Raw genomic sequence first — 13,274 nt, 5'->3', positions numbered from 1 at the left:
CCTTGGTCCGTGATACCGATAAACCCGCCAAATCGACCGCTGGAACTCGCCTGATCGCCCCCAGGGGTTCACCGTACGGACGGATGCCGCACACTGGTGTCCCGTGAGCTCTCCCACTCTTCCGACCCGAGTCGTGCTCCTCGCGGGGCCGTCCGGCTCCGGTAAGTCGTCTCTCGCCGCCCGTACGGGGCTGCCCGTGCTGCGCCTCGACGACTTCTACAAGGAGGGCGACGACCCGACGCTGCCGCTGGTCCACGGCAGCGCGGACATCGACTGGGACTCCGTACGGTCCTGGGACGCGGACGCGGCGGTCGCGGCGATCGTGGAGCTGTGCCGTACGGGCCGTACGACCGTTCCCGTCTACTCCATCGCGACCAGTGCGCGGGTGGACGCGGAGGCGCTGGACATCGAGGGCGCGCCCCTGTTCCTCGCGGAGGGCATCTTCGCCGCGGACATCGTCGCGCGCTGCCGGGAGTTGGGGGTGCTGGCCGACGCGCTCTGTCTGCGGGGCCGGCCCTCGACCACGTTCCGGCGGCGTCTGGCGCGCGATCTGCGCGAGGGGCGGAAGTCGGTGCCGTTCCTGCTGCGGCGCGGCTGGCGGCTGATGCGCGCCGAGCGCGCGATCGTCGGCCGGCAGACGGCGCTGGGCGCTTATCCGTGCGACAAGAGGGAAGCGCTGGGGCGGATCGCCGCGGCGGCGGCCGGGCGGCGTCTCACGCCGCGCGGCGAGCGGGGCGCCGAGCGTCCGGCGGAGCCCACGACGACCCGTACCAGCGGCGCCTGACCGGCGCGCGCAGACAGTCGCGCGCAGACAGCAAGGGCCACGCGGAAGCGGGACCGTACGAAAAAGCGGGGCCGTACCGGCCCCCCAGCCCGTACGGTCCCGCTTCCTTTTTCGTGTTCCCCCATGGTCACCGCAGTTCCCCCGCGGCTTTTACTGTCCCCCCGTATCCCCCTTGTCCCCCGTGGTTCCCCCTTGCTCCCCACGGGTTCTCCCCCGAACCCCCCGTATTTCCCCCGTGCTTCCGCCGTCTCCCCCGAAACGACGGTCCCCCCGCATTCCCCCGTGTTTCCCCCGTGCTCCCCCCACTGCCCTCAGGCGACCAGTTCGCCGAAGGACTCTTCCTCGTCACGGCCGAAGCTGAGGACCTCGTCCTCACGCAGCCGGCGGAGCGACCGCCAGATGCTCGACTTCACCGTGCCGACACTGATGTCGAGGATGTCCGCGATCTCCGGATCGGTGCGGCCCTCGTAGTAGCGCAGGACGAGCATCGTCCGCTGGAGTTCGGGCAGCCGGGCGAGCGCCTGCCAGAGCACGGCGCGCAGCTCAGTGCCGCGCATCGCGTCCGTGTCGCCCGCCGTCTCCGGCAGCTCCTCCGTCGGGTACTCGTTGAGCTTGCGCCTGCGCCAGGCGCTGATGTGCAGATTGGTCATGGTGCGGCGGAGATAGCCCCCGACCGCCGCCTTGTCGCTGATCCTGTCCCAGGCCCTGTACGTGGAGAACAGGGCGCTCTGCAGCAGGTCTTCGGCCTCGAACCGGTCCCCGGTCAGGTGGTAGGCGGTCGCGTACAGGGAGGCGCGGCGCTCCTGGACGTAGGCGGTGAACGCCGCTTCGGCGTCCGCCGTCCCCGCCGGAACCTTCCGCTCCCCCGTGGCCTCCCCGTACGCGGTTCCCCCGCTGCCCGCCTGGGGCGCGTCAACCACCGTCATGTACGACGGCTTGTGCTGACGCCCGGCGCCGCGAACGCACCCCCGCCCGTTCACGGCGCCGGACTTCTCTGTGCTCCTGGTGACGTCGTGAAGACGCGTGACCACTGCGCTTGAGGTCGTTCCGTGCAGTGCGTTCATCCCGCGCCCCCCGTCGGTTGGAGTCTGCTTCGTTCCGTGTGGCAATGAGCTTGCCGGGGCAGTTTCATGACCCTGTCCCCCGACTGTCACAGACCTGTCACAGGGACCTGTGGCACGCAACGGTCGAACTCCGGTCCCCCCATGGGACAGAATGACCTCTGTGCCTTTTCTGCTGCTGATCGAGGACGACGACGCCATCCGCACGGCCCTTGAGCTCTCCCTGTCACGCCAGGGCCATCGGGTGGCCACCGCGGCGACGGGTGAGGACGGCCTGAAACTGCTCCGCGAGCAGCGGCCGGATCTCATCGTGCTGGATGTGATGCTGCCCGGGATCGACGGGTTCGAGGTGTGCCGCCGGATCCGCCGTACCGACCAGTTGCCGATCATCCTGCTGACCGCTCGCAGCGACGACATCGATGTGGTGGTCGGGCTGGAGTCGGGCGCGGACGACTATGTGGTGAAACCGGTGCAGGGCCGGGTGCTCGACGCCCGGATCCGCGCGGTGCTGCGGCGGGGGGAGCGGGAGTCCACGGACTCCGCGACGTTCGGCAGTCTGGTGATCGACCGTTCCGCGATGACGGTCACCAAGAACGGCGAGGACCTTCAGCTCACGCCGACCGAGCTGCGGCTGCTGCTGGAGCTGAGCCGGCGGCCCGGACAGGCGCTGTCGCGGCAGCAGTTGCTGCGGCTGGTGTGGGAGCACGACTATCTCGGTGACTCGCGGCTGGTGGACGCGTGCGTGCAGCGGCTGCGCGCGAAGGTGGAGGACGTTCCGTCCTCGCCGACGCTGATCCGTACGGTGCGCGGGGTGGGCTACAGGCTGGACACGCCTTCGTGAGTGACGTACCGAGGGGGGACGGGCCGGCCACCGGCCCACCGGAAACGAATACGGGCGCAAGTACAGGTACGGGTACGGGTACGGGTACGGATCCGTGCCAGGACCAGGCGTGCGCGGACCAGCCCGTGGACCCGTACGTCCGGCCGCGGCGCGGCAAGAAGGCCGGCGCCGGGGGCGGCGGGAGCGGTACGGCCAGGAAGGCGCTGCTCGCCGGGCTCCGCTGGACCAGTCTGCGGCTGCGGCTCGTCATCGTCTTCGGGGCGGTGGCGCTGACCGCCGCCGTCTCCGCGTCGGGGATCGCGTACTGGCTCAACCGCCAGGCCGTGCTGACCCGTACCCAGGACTCGGCGCTCAACGACTTCCAGCAGGAGATGCAGAGCCGCGCGGCCGAACTGCCGCTGTGGCCGCAGCAGAGCGATCTCCAGAACACCGCCGAGCGGATGTCGGGCGACAACTCCGGTTACAGCGTGGTGCTGATCGCCGCGCGGGACAAGGGGAAGCCGATCGTCGGCGCCTCGGACCCCGACCTGTTCACCATGGACGACGTACCGGCCTCGCTCCGGGACGCGGTGAACGACCGGCAGGAGGTCACGGCGTCCAACAAGTACCCGTACCACGTGTTCTGGCAGCGCACCGAGCGCGGCGGCACCCCGTATCTGGTGGGTGGCACGCGGATCATCGGCGGCGGCCCCACGGGCTATCTGTTCAAGTCCCTCGACCAGGAGCAGGCGGATCTCAACTCGCTGGCGTGGTCGCTGGGAATCGCCACGACCCTGGCGCTGATCGGCTCGGCGCTGCTCGCGCAGGCCGCCGCCGAGACCGTGCTCAAGCCGGTGCAGCGGCTCGGTGAGGCGGCGCGGCAGCTCGGTGAGGGCAAGTTCGGTACGCGGCTGCGGGTGTCGGGCTCGGACGAACTGGCGGATCTGTCCCGTACGTTCAACAGCGCCGCGGAGTCCTTGCAGAAGAAGGTCGCGGACATGAGCGCGCGGGAGGAGTCGAGCCGCCGCTTCGTCGCTGACATGTCGCACGAGCTGCGCACCCCGCTGACCGCGCTCACCGCCGTGACGGAGGTCCTGGAGGAGGAGGCCGACAGCCTGGACCCGATGATCGCGCCCGCGGTGACGCTGGTGGTGAGCGAGACGCGGCGGCTCAACGTGCTGGTCGAGAACCTGATGGAGGTCACCCGCTTCGACGCGGGTACCGCACGGCTCGTCCTGGACGATGTCGATGTGGCGGACCAGGTCACGGCGTGCATCGACGCGCGCGCCTGGCTGGACGCGGTGGATCTGGACGCCGCGCGCGGCATGATGGTGCGGCTCGATCCGCGCCGGCTCGACGTGATCCTGGCGAATCTGATCGGCAACGCGCTCAAGCATGGCGGTTCGCCGGTGCGGGTGGCGGTGCGGACCGAGGGCGACGAGCTGGTGATCGAGGTACGGGACCACGGCCCCGGCATCCCCGAGGACGTGCTGCCGCATGTCTTCGACCGCTTCTACAAGGCGAGCGCGTCCCGGCCGCGCTCCGAGGGCAGCGGGCTCGGCCTGTCGATCGCCATGGAGAACGCGCACATCCACGGCGGGGACATCACGGCGTCGAACGTGCCGGACGGCGGCGCGATGTTCGTGCTGCGGCTGCCGCGCGACGGCGGCGAGGAACCGGACCGGGACCGTGGTTCCCGGTCCGGGGACACGGAGCGGGGAGAGACGGGCGGGACACCGTGACGCGCTGGAAGAAGACCGTCTGCCTCACCGGGGTCGCCGCGCTCACCGCGCTCACCGCCGGATGCGGGATCAGGACCACCTCCGTACCGGTGGACGCCGGGCCCGCGCCGTCGCGGCTGCCCTGCGAGATCGCCGGGAAGGATGTCATCACGCAGTCGGAGTCCGGCGTTCCGGTCCGGGTGTATCTCGTGTGCGCCTCCGGCCTCGCGTCGGTCGAGCGCGCGGCCACGATCCCGGCGGACAAGGCGGCCGACGCCAAGGTGGGGGCCGCGCAGGCGCTGCTGGACGAGTTGCAGGCGGAGCCGTCCGCCGCCGAGCGCGAGGCGGGCTTCACCACCTCCGTACGGGGGCCGCTGATCGTCGCGGCCCCGCGCACCGGCGACCCGGCGGGGGCGCTGCGGTTCAGCCGTCAGCCGGAGGACCTGCCGGCGGCGGCGCTCGCCCAGATCGTCTGTACGTTCGCGGAGAGCGGGGCCTCGGACGGCCGGGTCGTCCTGGGCGGCCCCGGCGACTACCCGACGCGTACGTACGTCTGCGACCAGGAGACGAAGCGGCACCCGGACGCCGACGTGCCGACCCTGCCCCCGAGCGCGAGCCCCACCGGCTGAGACGGGCCACCCTGCGGGTCCCGTCCGGCTTTGCCCTCCACCGGCGTGATGAGGGGCCCCGGGGCCGGGTCCGACCGTGCTCCGCCCGTGACGGCACGAGGCCCGGCCGGGCCGTCGGGCGGGTGACACCGGTCTCATGCGCGCGTTGCCCCGGTCCGCCCGGAACCGATGGCGCGGCGCGCGGCGTCTCTGGAAGCGTGCGTCAAGGTCCGGGCGGCAGTGCCGTCTTCCACTTCCGTAGGGCGGGGTTCCTGCTCCTGCTCCTGCATCTGTCGCTGGTGGCGTGGGTGACGCTCCGCCCCCTCGACGTCCTGTGGGTGAACGCGGCCAACCTGACGCCGTTCGCGGGCATCAGGGCGGATCTGGCCCTCGGCCCCCTGGAGGCCGTCCGCCGGATCGGCGAGGGACTGCTGCTGCTCGCCCCGGCCGGGGTGCTGCTGCCCATGGTGGACGGCCGGATCGCCGTCTCCTTCTGGGCCTCCCTGACCCGTACGGTCACGGCGGGCGCGCTGCTGTCGCTCGGGATCGAGATGGCGCAGACCGTGGTGCCCGGCCGGGTCGTCGATGTGGACTCCCTGCTGCTCAACACCGCCGGGGTGGCGCTCGCGCATCTCGCGGTGGTGCCCGCGTGCCGGGCCAGGCTGCGCAGGGAGGGCCGGGTGCGGCGGTCCCGTACGGTACGCCGCGGGCCTTCGTCGCCCCGTACCGCCGGCCGGAGGAGCTCCGCCGGGGAGACCGCGCTGCGGGAGACGACGCTGCGGGAGACGGAGCTCAGGAAGTCCGCCGCGGGTGAGGGCGTCCTGCGGGAGGAGAACCCCCAGGGGGTCACCCCGACGATTCCCAGGGTCGGGATCGCCCCGTAGAGGGATGCTTTGCCCCCTTCGGCGCGCGACCATGGAGTCATAGGGAGCACGGACAAGGAAGGCTCCCCCGATGGTCTCGCGAAGGAGCCCACCATGGCCGGTCGTCTGGTCCGCCCCCGTCACGGACGCATGCTCGGCGGGGTGTGCGCGGCGCTGGCAGAGCGCTTCGGCACCTCCGCGAACACGATGCGCGTGATCTTCCTGGCCTCGTGTCTGCTGCCGGGCCCCCAGTTCCTGCTGTACCTGGCGCTCTGGATACTCCTGCCGGGCGAGAAGCGGGCATCCGCCTCCACCGCCTGGTAGCCCGGCCCGCCCGGCGGCCCGCCGGGCCCCGATGCCGTGCGTGCGCCCGTAACGCCGTAGATGCCGGTACGGGCGCACGCACACACGACGGTGGTCCCGGACGACAGGGATCAGCCGCCGAGCGGGATTCCGTTGACCCCGAGGCCGCCGTCGGCCAGACCGTTCACGGGCAGGCCGCCGAGCAGGGTGCCGACCGGGTTGGAGACCAGGTCGCCGAGCGGGCTGGAGGCGCGGACCGCGTCGAGCGCGTACGGCGTGGTGAACTCGACGGTGTCGACCGCGCTTCCGGCGGCCGTCGCGGCGCCGGAGAGCGGCTGCGGGAGCTGCCCGGCGGCCTCGTCCAGGGGCAGCGTCTTGGTGACGGAGCCGAGGGCGCCGAGCGCGGCGCCCGTGTCGGGGACGGCGGGCGCGGCGGAGGCGCTGCCCGCGGCGGCAGCGGCGAAGGCGGCGCCGAGGGCGGCGGCACCGAGGGTCTTGGCGGCGGACTGCTTCATCGGGATCTCGTCCTTGGGGACTCGGGGATACGGGGAAACGGGGAAACGGGGATACGAGGTGGAACACAAGGTGTCTGCGCGGCTCTGCAAGGTAGTCAGCCGCATACCCGCCCCGCAAATACCCGGCGACGGCCGGAAACACGTGTTCCCGACCGCCGACATTCCCCCGGATTTCCGCTGTTCGATCCGTTTCGCGTATGTCTTAGCTGGTCACAGCGGTCTGCCGAAACAGCCATTCGGATTTCAGCTCGGCATATCCGGGCTTGATCACGTCATTGATCATGGCCAGTCGTTCATCGAAAGGAATGAATGCTGATTTCATCGCATTGACTGTGAACCACTGCATGTCGTCGAGCGTGTACGCGAACGCGTCGACCAGCAGCTCGAACTCCCGGCTCATGCTCGTGGCGCTCATCAGCCGGTTGTCGGTGTTCACCGTCGCGCGGAAGTGCAGCTTGCGCAGCAGCCCGATGGGGTGGTCCGCGATCGAGGTGGCGGCGCCCGTCTGGAGGTTGGAGCTGGGGCACATCTCCAGCGGGATGCGCTTGTCCCGTACGTACGAGGCGAGGCGGCCCAGCGTCACCGTGCCGTCCTCCGCGACCTCGATGTCGTCGATGATGCGCACGCCGTGGCCGAGCCGGTCGGCGCCGCACCACTGGAGCGCCTGCCAGATGGAGGGGAGCCCGAACGCCTCGCCCGCGTGGATGGTGAAGTGGTTGTTCTCGCGCTTCAGGTACTCGAACGCGTCGAGGTGCCGGGTGGGCGGGAAGCCGGCCTCGGCGCCCGCGATGTCGAAGCCGACGACGCCCGAGTCCCGGTAGCGGTTGGCGAGTTCGGCGATCTCCAGGGCGCGGGCCGCGTGCCGCATCGCGGTGAGCAGCGCGCCGACGCGGATCCGGTGGCCGTCGGCGCGGGCGCGGCGTTCGCCTTCGCGGAAGCCCTCGTTGACGGCTTCGACGACCTCTTCGAGGGTGAGGCCCGCTTCGAGGTGCTGCTCGGGCGCGTACCGCACCTCCGCGTAGACGACGCCGTCCTCGGCGAGGTCCTGGGCGCACTCGGCGGCGACCCGGACGAGCGCGTCGCGGGTCTGCATCACGGCGCAGGTGTGGGCGAAGGTCTCCAGATAGCGCTCCAGCGACCCGGAGTCGGCCGCTTCACGGAACCAGAGGCCGAGCTTGTCCGCCTCGTGCTCCGGCAGGGCCTCGTAGCCGATCTCGTGGGCGAGATCGATGATCGTGCCGGGACGCAGTCCGCCGTCGAGATGGTCGTGGAGCAGGACCTTGGGGGCGCGGCGGATCTGGTCGGCGGTGGGCGGACGGTACGTCTGGCTCGTCATCCGTGAACTCTAACCCTTCTCCCCCTACGCGCGTAGAGTACAGATGGGCGATACGTAACAGTGACCGCGCGGACGGGTGGCGTACACCTGTCCTTCTGAGACTGTTCTGTTATGGGACAGCAGGCGGTTCCCGCCCCGGGGGGACGTACGGCAGGCCGGGACGGTTGGGCACGGGCGCGTCGCGCGGAGCCACGGGCACGACTGGGACGGGCGGTCGCCGCACCAGCCGCGGGCGCGGCGGTGGGGGGTGCGATCCTCGTCCTCCCTTCGGGTGAACCGGTCTCCGCCAAGGGCGCCTCTCTCCTCGCCCACGCCCGGATGCTGCCGCTCGCCCGCTCCCTGGCGACGGCGGGCGCGACGGAGGGCCTGGTGGCCCATGTGGTGCGGTACGGGCGGCGCGGCTGGAACGGTACGGAGGCGCACCTCGCCGCGGACACCCGCTGGGCGGTGGAGGAGGTCGTACGGCGGTACGGGGACGTGCCGGTCTGCCTGGTGGGCCACGGGATGGGCGGCCGGGCGGCGCTGTGGGCCGCCGATCATCCGGCCGTCAACTCCGTTCTGGCGATGGCTCCATGGCTGCCGGAGGACGACCGGGCCGCCGAACCGGAGCCGGTACGGCAGCTCGTGGGGCGCCGGGTGCTGATCATGCACGGCACCAACGACGCGCGGACGGACCCGGAGCTGTCCTACCGGCTGGCCGAGCGCGCCAAGAAGACGAGCCGCGACATCTGCCGCTTCGAGGTCCACTCGGACGGCCACGCGCTGCGCCAGCACCACACCGAAGTCCTGGCGCTGGCCTCCGACTTCGTGCTGGGCTCGCTGCTGTCGCGGACGTACTCGCGGCCGGTGGCGGACGCGCTGGCCGCGCCGCCGCCGCTGGGGCTGCGGATGCCGCTGGCGGCGGGGTTCGGCCGGTCGCTGCGACCGTGAGCCCTTGATACCGGTCAGTCCGGCAGGAGCTGGCCCCGGCGCGAGAGCAGGAAGCGTTTGAAGGCGGCCACCGGCGGGGTGTCCGGGTGGCCGTCGAGCCAGGCGACGCCGATCTCCCGTACCGCGCGCGGCGCCGTCACCGTCAGCTCGACGACCCCCGGGCGGGCCACGGCCGGGGGCGGCAGCAGCGCGACGCCCAGGCCCGCCGCGACCAGGCCGCGCAGCGTCTCGGCCTCCTCGCCCTCGAAGGCGACGCGCGGCCGGAACCCCGCCGCTGCGCAGAGGTCGTCGGTGATCCGGCGCAGCCCGTACCCCGGTTCGAGGGTGACGAACGTTTCGTCGGCGGCCTCGGCGAGGCGTACCCGGCGGCGCCCGGCGAGCCGGTGGTCGTCGGGGATGACGAGGCGCAGCCGCTGCTCGTCGAGCCGGCGGGCGACCAGGTCGGGGGCGTCGGGGATGGGCGAGGTGAGGCAGAGGTCGAGTTCGCCGGCGCGCAGGCGCTCGATCATCGCCTCGCCGTAGTTCTGGACGAGCTGGAACCGTACCCGGGGGTGGTCGGCGCGGAAGGCCCTGATCAGGCCGGGTACGGTCTCGGAGCCCATGGTGTGCAGAAAGCCGAAGGCGACCTTGCCGGAGGCCGGGTCGGCGTCGGCGCGGACGGATTCGGCGGCGCGCTCGACCTCGCCGAGGGCGCGTTCGACGGAGCCGAGGAACGCCCGGCCCGCGTGGGTGAGCGCGACGGTGCGGCCCTTGCGGGCGAACAGGGCGATGCCCAGGTCCTCTTCGAGCCGGACCATCGCCCGGGAGAGCGTGGACTGCGGGACGCCCATGTCCTGCGCGGCGCGGGTGACGTGTTCGTGGCGGGCCACCCCGGCGAAGTACGCGAGGCGCGGGGCGAGGACGGCGGACCAGGAATCGGGGTCCAGGTCGGCCACCGCCGGGGGCCTGTCGAAGGTCGGGGGTCCGGGGGCCGTGGTCGCGGGTCCCTGGTCCACGGCCGGGGGCGTGTGATCCATGTCCCGTACGTAACTGTTCCGTGACAGGTTCGGCTGTGACCTCTGCTCATGCGCCATGGGAACGATTATCGCCATTCCATGCATTGGACGCATGAGGCCGCGGTGCCTACTTTCGAGGTATGCCTTCAGTCAGTACCGAGGCGCCCGTCACCCCGGGTGCCTCCGCCGCGCCGTCCGCTCCGAAGCCCTCGGATTCGCTTCTCTCCCCCGGCCTCCCCGGCTACCGCCGGATGAGCTTCGCGCTCTTCGCCGCCGGGGTCGCGACCTTCGCCCTCCTCTACTCCACGCAGGCGCTGCTGCCCGCGATCTCCGCCGGGCTCGGCGTGACGGCGAGTCAGGCGAGCTGGACGGTCTCGGCGGCGACGGGCGCGCTGGCCGTCTTCGTCCTGCCGCTGAGCGCGCTGTCGGAGCGGTTCGGGCGCCGTACGGTGATGACCGCCTCGCTGGTGGTCGCGGTGGCGGTCGGGCTGCTGGTGCCGTTCGCGCCGAACGTCGAGTCGCTGGTGGCGCTGCGCGCCGTACAGGGCGCGGCGCTGGCCGGGCTGCCGGCCTCCGCGATGGCGTATCTCGCGGAGGAGGTGCGGCCGAAGGCGCTGGTCGCCGCGATCGGGCTGTTCGTCGCGGGCAACAGCGTCGGCGGCATGAGCGGCCGGATCGTCACCGGCTGGGTCGCCCAGCTCTGGGGGTGGCGCGCGGCGCTGGGCGCGGTCGGTCTGATGGCCGTGGCGTGCGCCGTGGTCTTCCGGATGCTGCTGCCCAAGGCGCGGCACTTCACCCCGCGTTCGCTGAGCCCGATGGGTCTGGCGCGGACGGTGGGCGGCCATCTCTCCGATCCGCTGCTGCGCCGGCTGTACGCGATCGGCGGGCTCTTCATGGTGGTGTTCGGCGCGGTCTACACGGTGATCGGATACCGGCTGGTGGAGGAGCCGTTCAGCCTGCCGCAGGGGGTCATCGGCTCGATCTTCCTGGTCTACCTCGTGGGTACGGTCTCCTCAGCGGCGGCCGGCAAGCTGGTCGCGCGGCTGGGGCGGCGCGGCGCGCTCTACCTGGCCGTCGGGACGACGACGGCGGGGCTGCTGCTCTCCCTGTCGGACGCGCTGGCCGTGGTGCTGCTGGGGCTGGTGCTGATCACGGCGGGCTTCTTCGCGGGTCACGCGGTCGCCTCGTCCTCCGTGAGCCGTACGGCGCGGACGGCGCGGGCGCAGGCGTCGGCTCTCTACCAGTCGTCGTACTACCTGGGCAGCAGCGCGGGCGGCACGCTCGGCGCGATCGCCTTCCACGCGGGCGGCTGGGCCGCGACGGTGGCGCTGGGGCTGGCCGCGGTCCTCGGGGTCGTCTCGATCACGCTGTACGGGACGCGGGTCGCGCGGGCGGAGCGGGCCGAGCGGCGCTTGGCGCTTTCGTAGGAACCGTAAAGAACGGCCCGATTTACCTCGCCGCTCAGGGCAACTGCCCGCGCCCCTCGACCGTCTAGCCCCCAGAACGCGCCATTTCGGCGGCGCGTGGTGAAGGGGGCGGGGACGCAATGGGACAGATATCGCGCAGAGGGGCCGTGGCCGCGGGGGTCGCGGGGCTCGTCGTACCACTGGTCGTGTCGGTGGCGGGCGCCGCGCCCGCGCAGGCGGCTTCGTGCACGTCCGGCACGGGCCCGTACCAGAAGCAGGTCGAGAAGTTCCTGGGCCGGACGGCGGACGGCAAGCAGTCCACGGCCGACTGCACGGCCATCAGGGCCTTCCAGACGAAGCACGGCATCACCCCGAACATCGGTTACGCGGGGCCCGTCACCTGGGGCGTGATGGATCTGATGAACAAGCAGAAGGCGGCGGGCAAGACCCCCAACGCGGCCGGCAAGTGCCCCACGAACAAGGGGCGTATCGCCTGCGTCGACCTCACGCGTCAGCTCAGTTGGATCCAGGACGGCAAGAAGCTGGTGTACGGCCCGGTGCCCGTGCGGACGGGCCGGGACGGCTACGAGACCAGGACCGGGCTGAAGAAGATCTACTGGCGGCACAAGGACCACGTCTCGTCGATCTACGACGTGCCGATGCCGTACAGCCAGTTCTTCGACGGCGGCCAGGCTTTTCACTCGGTGGGCGTCAGCATGTGGAATCCGCCGGGCTCGCACGGGTGCGTGAACATGACCAAGACCAGCGCGGTGAAGTACTGGTCCCTGCTGAAGAACGGCGATGACGTGTACGTGTACGGACGCAAGCCGGGAACCTGAGCAAACGGCGAATTCACGCCATTTGTCGGCGCGGGACGGCGGCTTCCGGAAGACTGGATCAGGACTGGGTCAGAACTGATGTCAACGGGCTGCCGGGGTGACGCCGTGAGCGAGAGTGCCGCAACACAAGATCTGGACGTGCGGCTGGAGAAGCACCGTACGGAGCTGACCGGCTACTGCTACCGGATGCTCGGTTCGGCGTTCGAGGCCGAGGACGCCGTCCAGGACACGATGGTGCGCGCGTGGAAGAGCTTCGAGAAGTTCGAGGGCCGCTCCTCGCTCCGGTCCTGGCTCTACCGCATCGCGACCAACGTCTGTCTGGACATGCTCACGGCGGGCAACCGCCGGGCCCGCCCGATGGACCTCAGCGGCCCGACACCGGTGGCCCAGGCCCAGCTCAACCCCCAGCCGGAGATCGTCTGGCTGGAGCCGATGCCGGACGGCCGGGTCCTGCCCTCGATGGCGGACCCGGCGGAGGCCGCGGTCTCCAAGGAGACGATCCGGCTGGCGTTCGTCGCGGCGCTCCAGCACCTTCCGCCGAAGCAGCGGGCGGTGCTGATCCTGCGCGAGGTGCTGGCGTGGAAGGCGAGCGAGGTCGCCGAGCTGCTGGACACGACGGTCGCCTCGGTCAACAGCGCGCTCCAGCGGGCCCGCGCGACGATCGCCGAGTCCGAACCGGCCACGACGGAGACCTCGGACCCGCTGGACGAGGAGCAGAAGGCGCTGCTGGAGCGGTACGTCACGGCCTTCGAGGGCTACGACATGAAGGCGCTGACCGCGCTGCTCCACGACGACGCGAAGTTCACGATGCCGCCGTTCGACCTGTGGCTCCAGGGCCACGACGACATCGTGGCCTGGATGCTCGGCCCCGGCGCCGCGTGCCGCGGCTCGCGGCTGCTGCCGACGTTCGCCAACGGCACTCCGGCCTTCGCCCACTACAAGCCCACGGAGTCGGGGGACGCCTACATGCCGTGGGCGCTCCAGGTCATCGAGATCGAGAACGGCCGGATCTCCACGATGCACTGCTTCCTGGACACCGCGCGGTGGTTCCCGCTCTTCGACCTGCCCCTGCGCCTGGAGAAGGAGTAAAGGA

14 protein-coding genes are annotated in these 13,274 nt (G+C 71.5%); 10 read left to right on the top strand and 4 right to left on the bottom strand.

Features of this window, described 5'->3' with window-relative positions; all coding sequences use genetic code 11:
• Positions 1-103: 103 nt before the first annotated feature.
• The gene (locus ACIO3P_RS17380) at positions 104-784 is read left to right on the top strand and encodes an ATP-binding protein (protein ID WP_329828885.1); all 681 of its coding nucleotides are present in this window, start codon (positions 104-106) and stop codon (positions 782-784) included.
• A gap of 311 nt (positions 785-1,095) precedes the next feature.
• On the opposite strand, the gene ACIO3P_RS17375 is transcribed toward ACIO3P_RS17380, so the two are convergent.
• A complete protein-coding gene (locus ACIO3P_RS17375; protein WP_329828884.1) occupies positions 1,096-1,848 on the bottom strand; it encodes a SigE family RNA polymerase sigma factor in 753 nt (250 codons plus the stop codon).
• Positions 1,849-2,008: 160 nt separating this feature from the next.
• On the opposite strand from ACIO3P_RS17375, the gene afsQ1 reads away from it, so the two are divergent.
• The 5 genes from afsQ1 to ACIO3P_RS17350 all read left to right on the top strand — a co-directional run bounded on the left by afsQ1 (position 2,009) and on the right by ACIO3P_RS17350 (position 6,181).
• Positions 2,009-2,686 carry a two-component system response regulator AfsQ1 gene (gene afsQ1 / locus ACIO3P_RS17370; RefSeq protein WP_193564048.1) on the top strand — a complete coding sequence of 226 codons (678 nt, stop codon included), beginning with the start codon at positions 2,009-2,011 and terminating at the stop codon, positions 2,684-2,686.
• Positions 2,687-2,889: 203 nt separating this feature from the next.
• Complete coding sequence (locus ACIO3P_RS17365; protein ID WP_329829660.1) at positions 2,890-4,407, top strand: HAMP domain-containing sensor histidine kinase; 1,518 nt, start codon at positions 2,890-2,892, stop codon at positions 4,405-4,407.
• Positions 4,404-5,015 carry a hypothetical protein gene (locus tag ACIO3P_RS17360; RefSeq protein WP_329828882.1) on the top strand — a complete coding sequence of 204 codons (612 nt, stop codon included), beginning with the start codon at positions 4,404-4,406 and terminating at the stop codon, positions 5,013-5,015. Before ACIO3P_RS17365 ends, ACIO3P_RS17360 begins: the two co-directional genes overlap by 4 nt.
• Positions 5,016-5,212: 197 nt before the next feature.
• On the top strand, positions 5,213-5,878 hold the full coding sequence (locus ACIO3P_RS17355) for a VanZ family protein (protein WP_401851694.1): 666 nt from the start codon (positions 5,213-5,215) through the stop codon (positions 5,876-5,878).
• Between the two features lie 93 nt (positions 5,879-5,971).
• A complete protein-coding gene (locus ACIO3P_RS17350) occupies positions 5,972-6,181 on the top strand; it encodes a PspC domain-containing protein (protein WP_329828879.1) in 210 nt (69 codons plus the stop codon).
• 110 nt (positions 6,182-6,291) lie between these two features.
• Here ACIO3P_RS17350 and ACIO3P_RS17345 read toward each other — a convergent pair whose 3' ends face one another.
• Positions 6,292-6,675: an ATP-binding protein gene (locus tag ACIO3P_RS17345; RefSeq protein ID WP_329828878.1), complete on the bottom strand. Its 384-nt coding sequence runs from the start codon at positions 6,673-6,675 to the stop codon at positions 6,292-6,294.
• Positions 6,676-6,877: 202 nt separating this feature from the next.
• Positions 6,878-8,011 (bottom strand): adenosine deaminase, encoded by a 1,134-nt coding sequence (locus ACIO3P_RS17340; RefSeq protein WP_329828876.1) that lies wholly within the window; start codon positions 8,009-8,011, stop codon positions 6,878-6,880.
• A 201-nt stretch (positions 8,012-8,212) separates the two neighbouring features.
• Between ACIO3P_RS17340 and ACIO3P_RS17335 the strand changes: the two genes are divergently transcribed.
• Positions 8,213-8,941: an alpha/beta hydrolase gene (locus tag ACIO3P_RS17335; protein WP_329829659.1), complete on the top strand. Its 729-nt coding sequence runs from the start codon at positions 8,213-8,215 to the stop codon at positions 8,939-8,941.
• Between the two features lie 14 nt (positions 8,942-8,955).
• Here ACIO3P_RS17335 and ACIO3P_RS17330 read toward each other — a convergent pair whose 3' ends face one another.
• Positions 8,956-10,014 carry a LysR family transcriptional regulator gene (locus tag ACIO3P_RS17330; protein WP_401792387.1) on the bottom strand — a complete coding sequence of 353 codons (1,059 nt, stop codon included), beginning with the start codon at positions 10,012-10,014 and terminating at the stop codon, positions 8,956-8,958.
• 62 nt (positions 10,015-10,076) lie between these two features.
• Between ACIO3P_RS17330 and ACIO3P_RS17325 the strand changes: the two genes are divergently transcribed.
• From ACIO3P_RS17325 to ACIO3P_RS17315, 3 genes are all read left to right on the top strand, one after another.
• On the top strand, positions 10,077-11,363 hold the full coding sequence (locus ACIO3P_RS17325) for an MFS transporter (RefSeq protein ID WP_329828874.1): 1,287 nt from the start codon (positions 10,077-10,079) through the stop codon (positions 11,361-11,363).
• A gap of 119 nt (positions 11,364-11,482) precedes the next feature.
• Entirely contained in the window at positions 11,483-12,181 is a 699-nt protein-coding gene (locus ACIO3P_RS17320) for a L,D-transpeptidase family protein (RefSeq protein ID WP_329828873.1), read from the top strand.
• Positions 12,182-12,286: 105 nt separating this feature from the next.
• Positions 12,287-13,270: a sigma-70 family RNA polymerase sigma factor gene (locus ACIO3P_RS17315; protein WP_329828871.1), complete on the top strand. Its 984-nt coding sequence runs from the start codon at positions 12,287-12,289 to the stop codon at positions 13,268-13,270.
• Positions 13,271-13,274 lie beyond the last annotated feature (4 nt).

The organism is Streptomyces sp. NPDC087310 (assembly GCF_044744405.1).
Taxonomy (GTDB): Bacteria; Actinomycetota; Actinomycetes; order Streptomycetales; family Streptomycetaceae; genus Streptomyces.
This window is presented reverse-complemented; position numbering and strand designations above follow the sequence as displayed.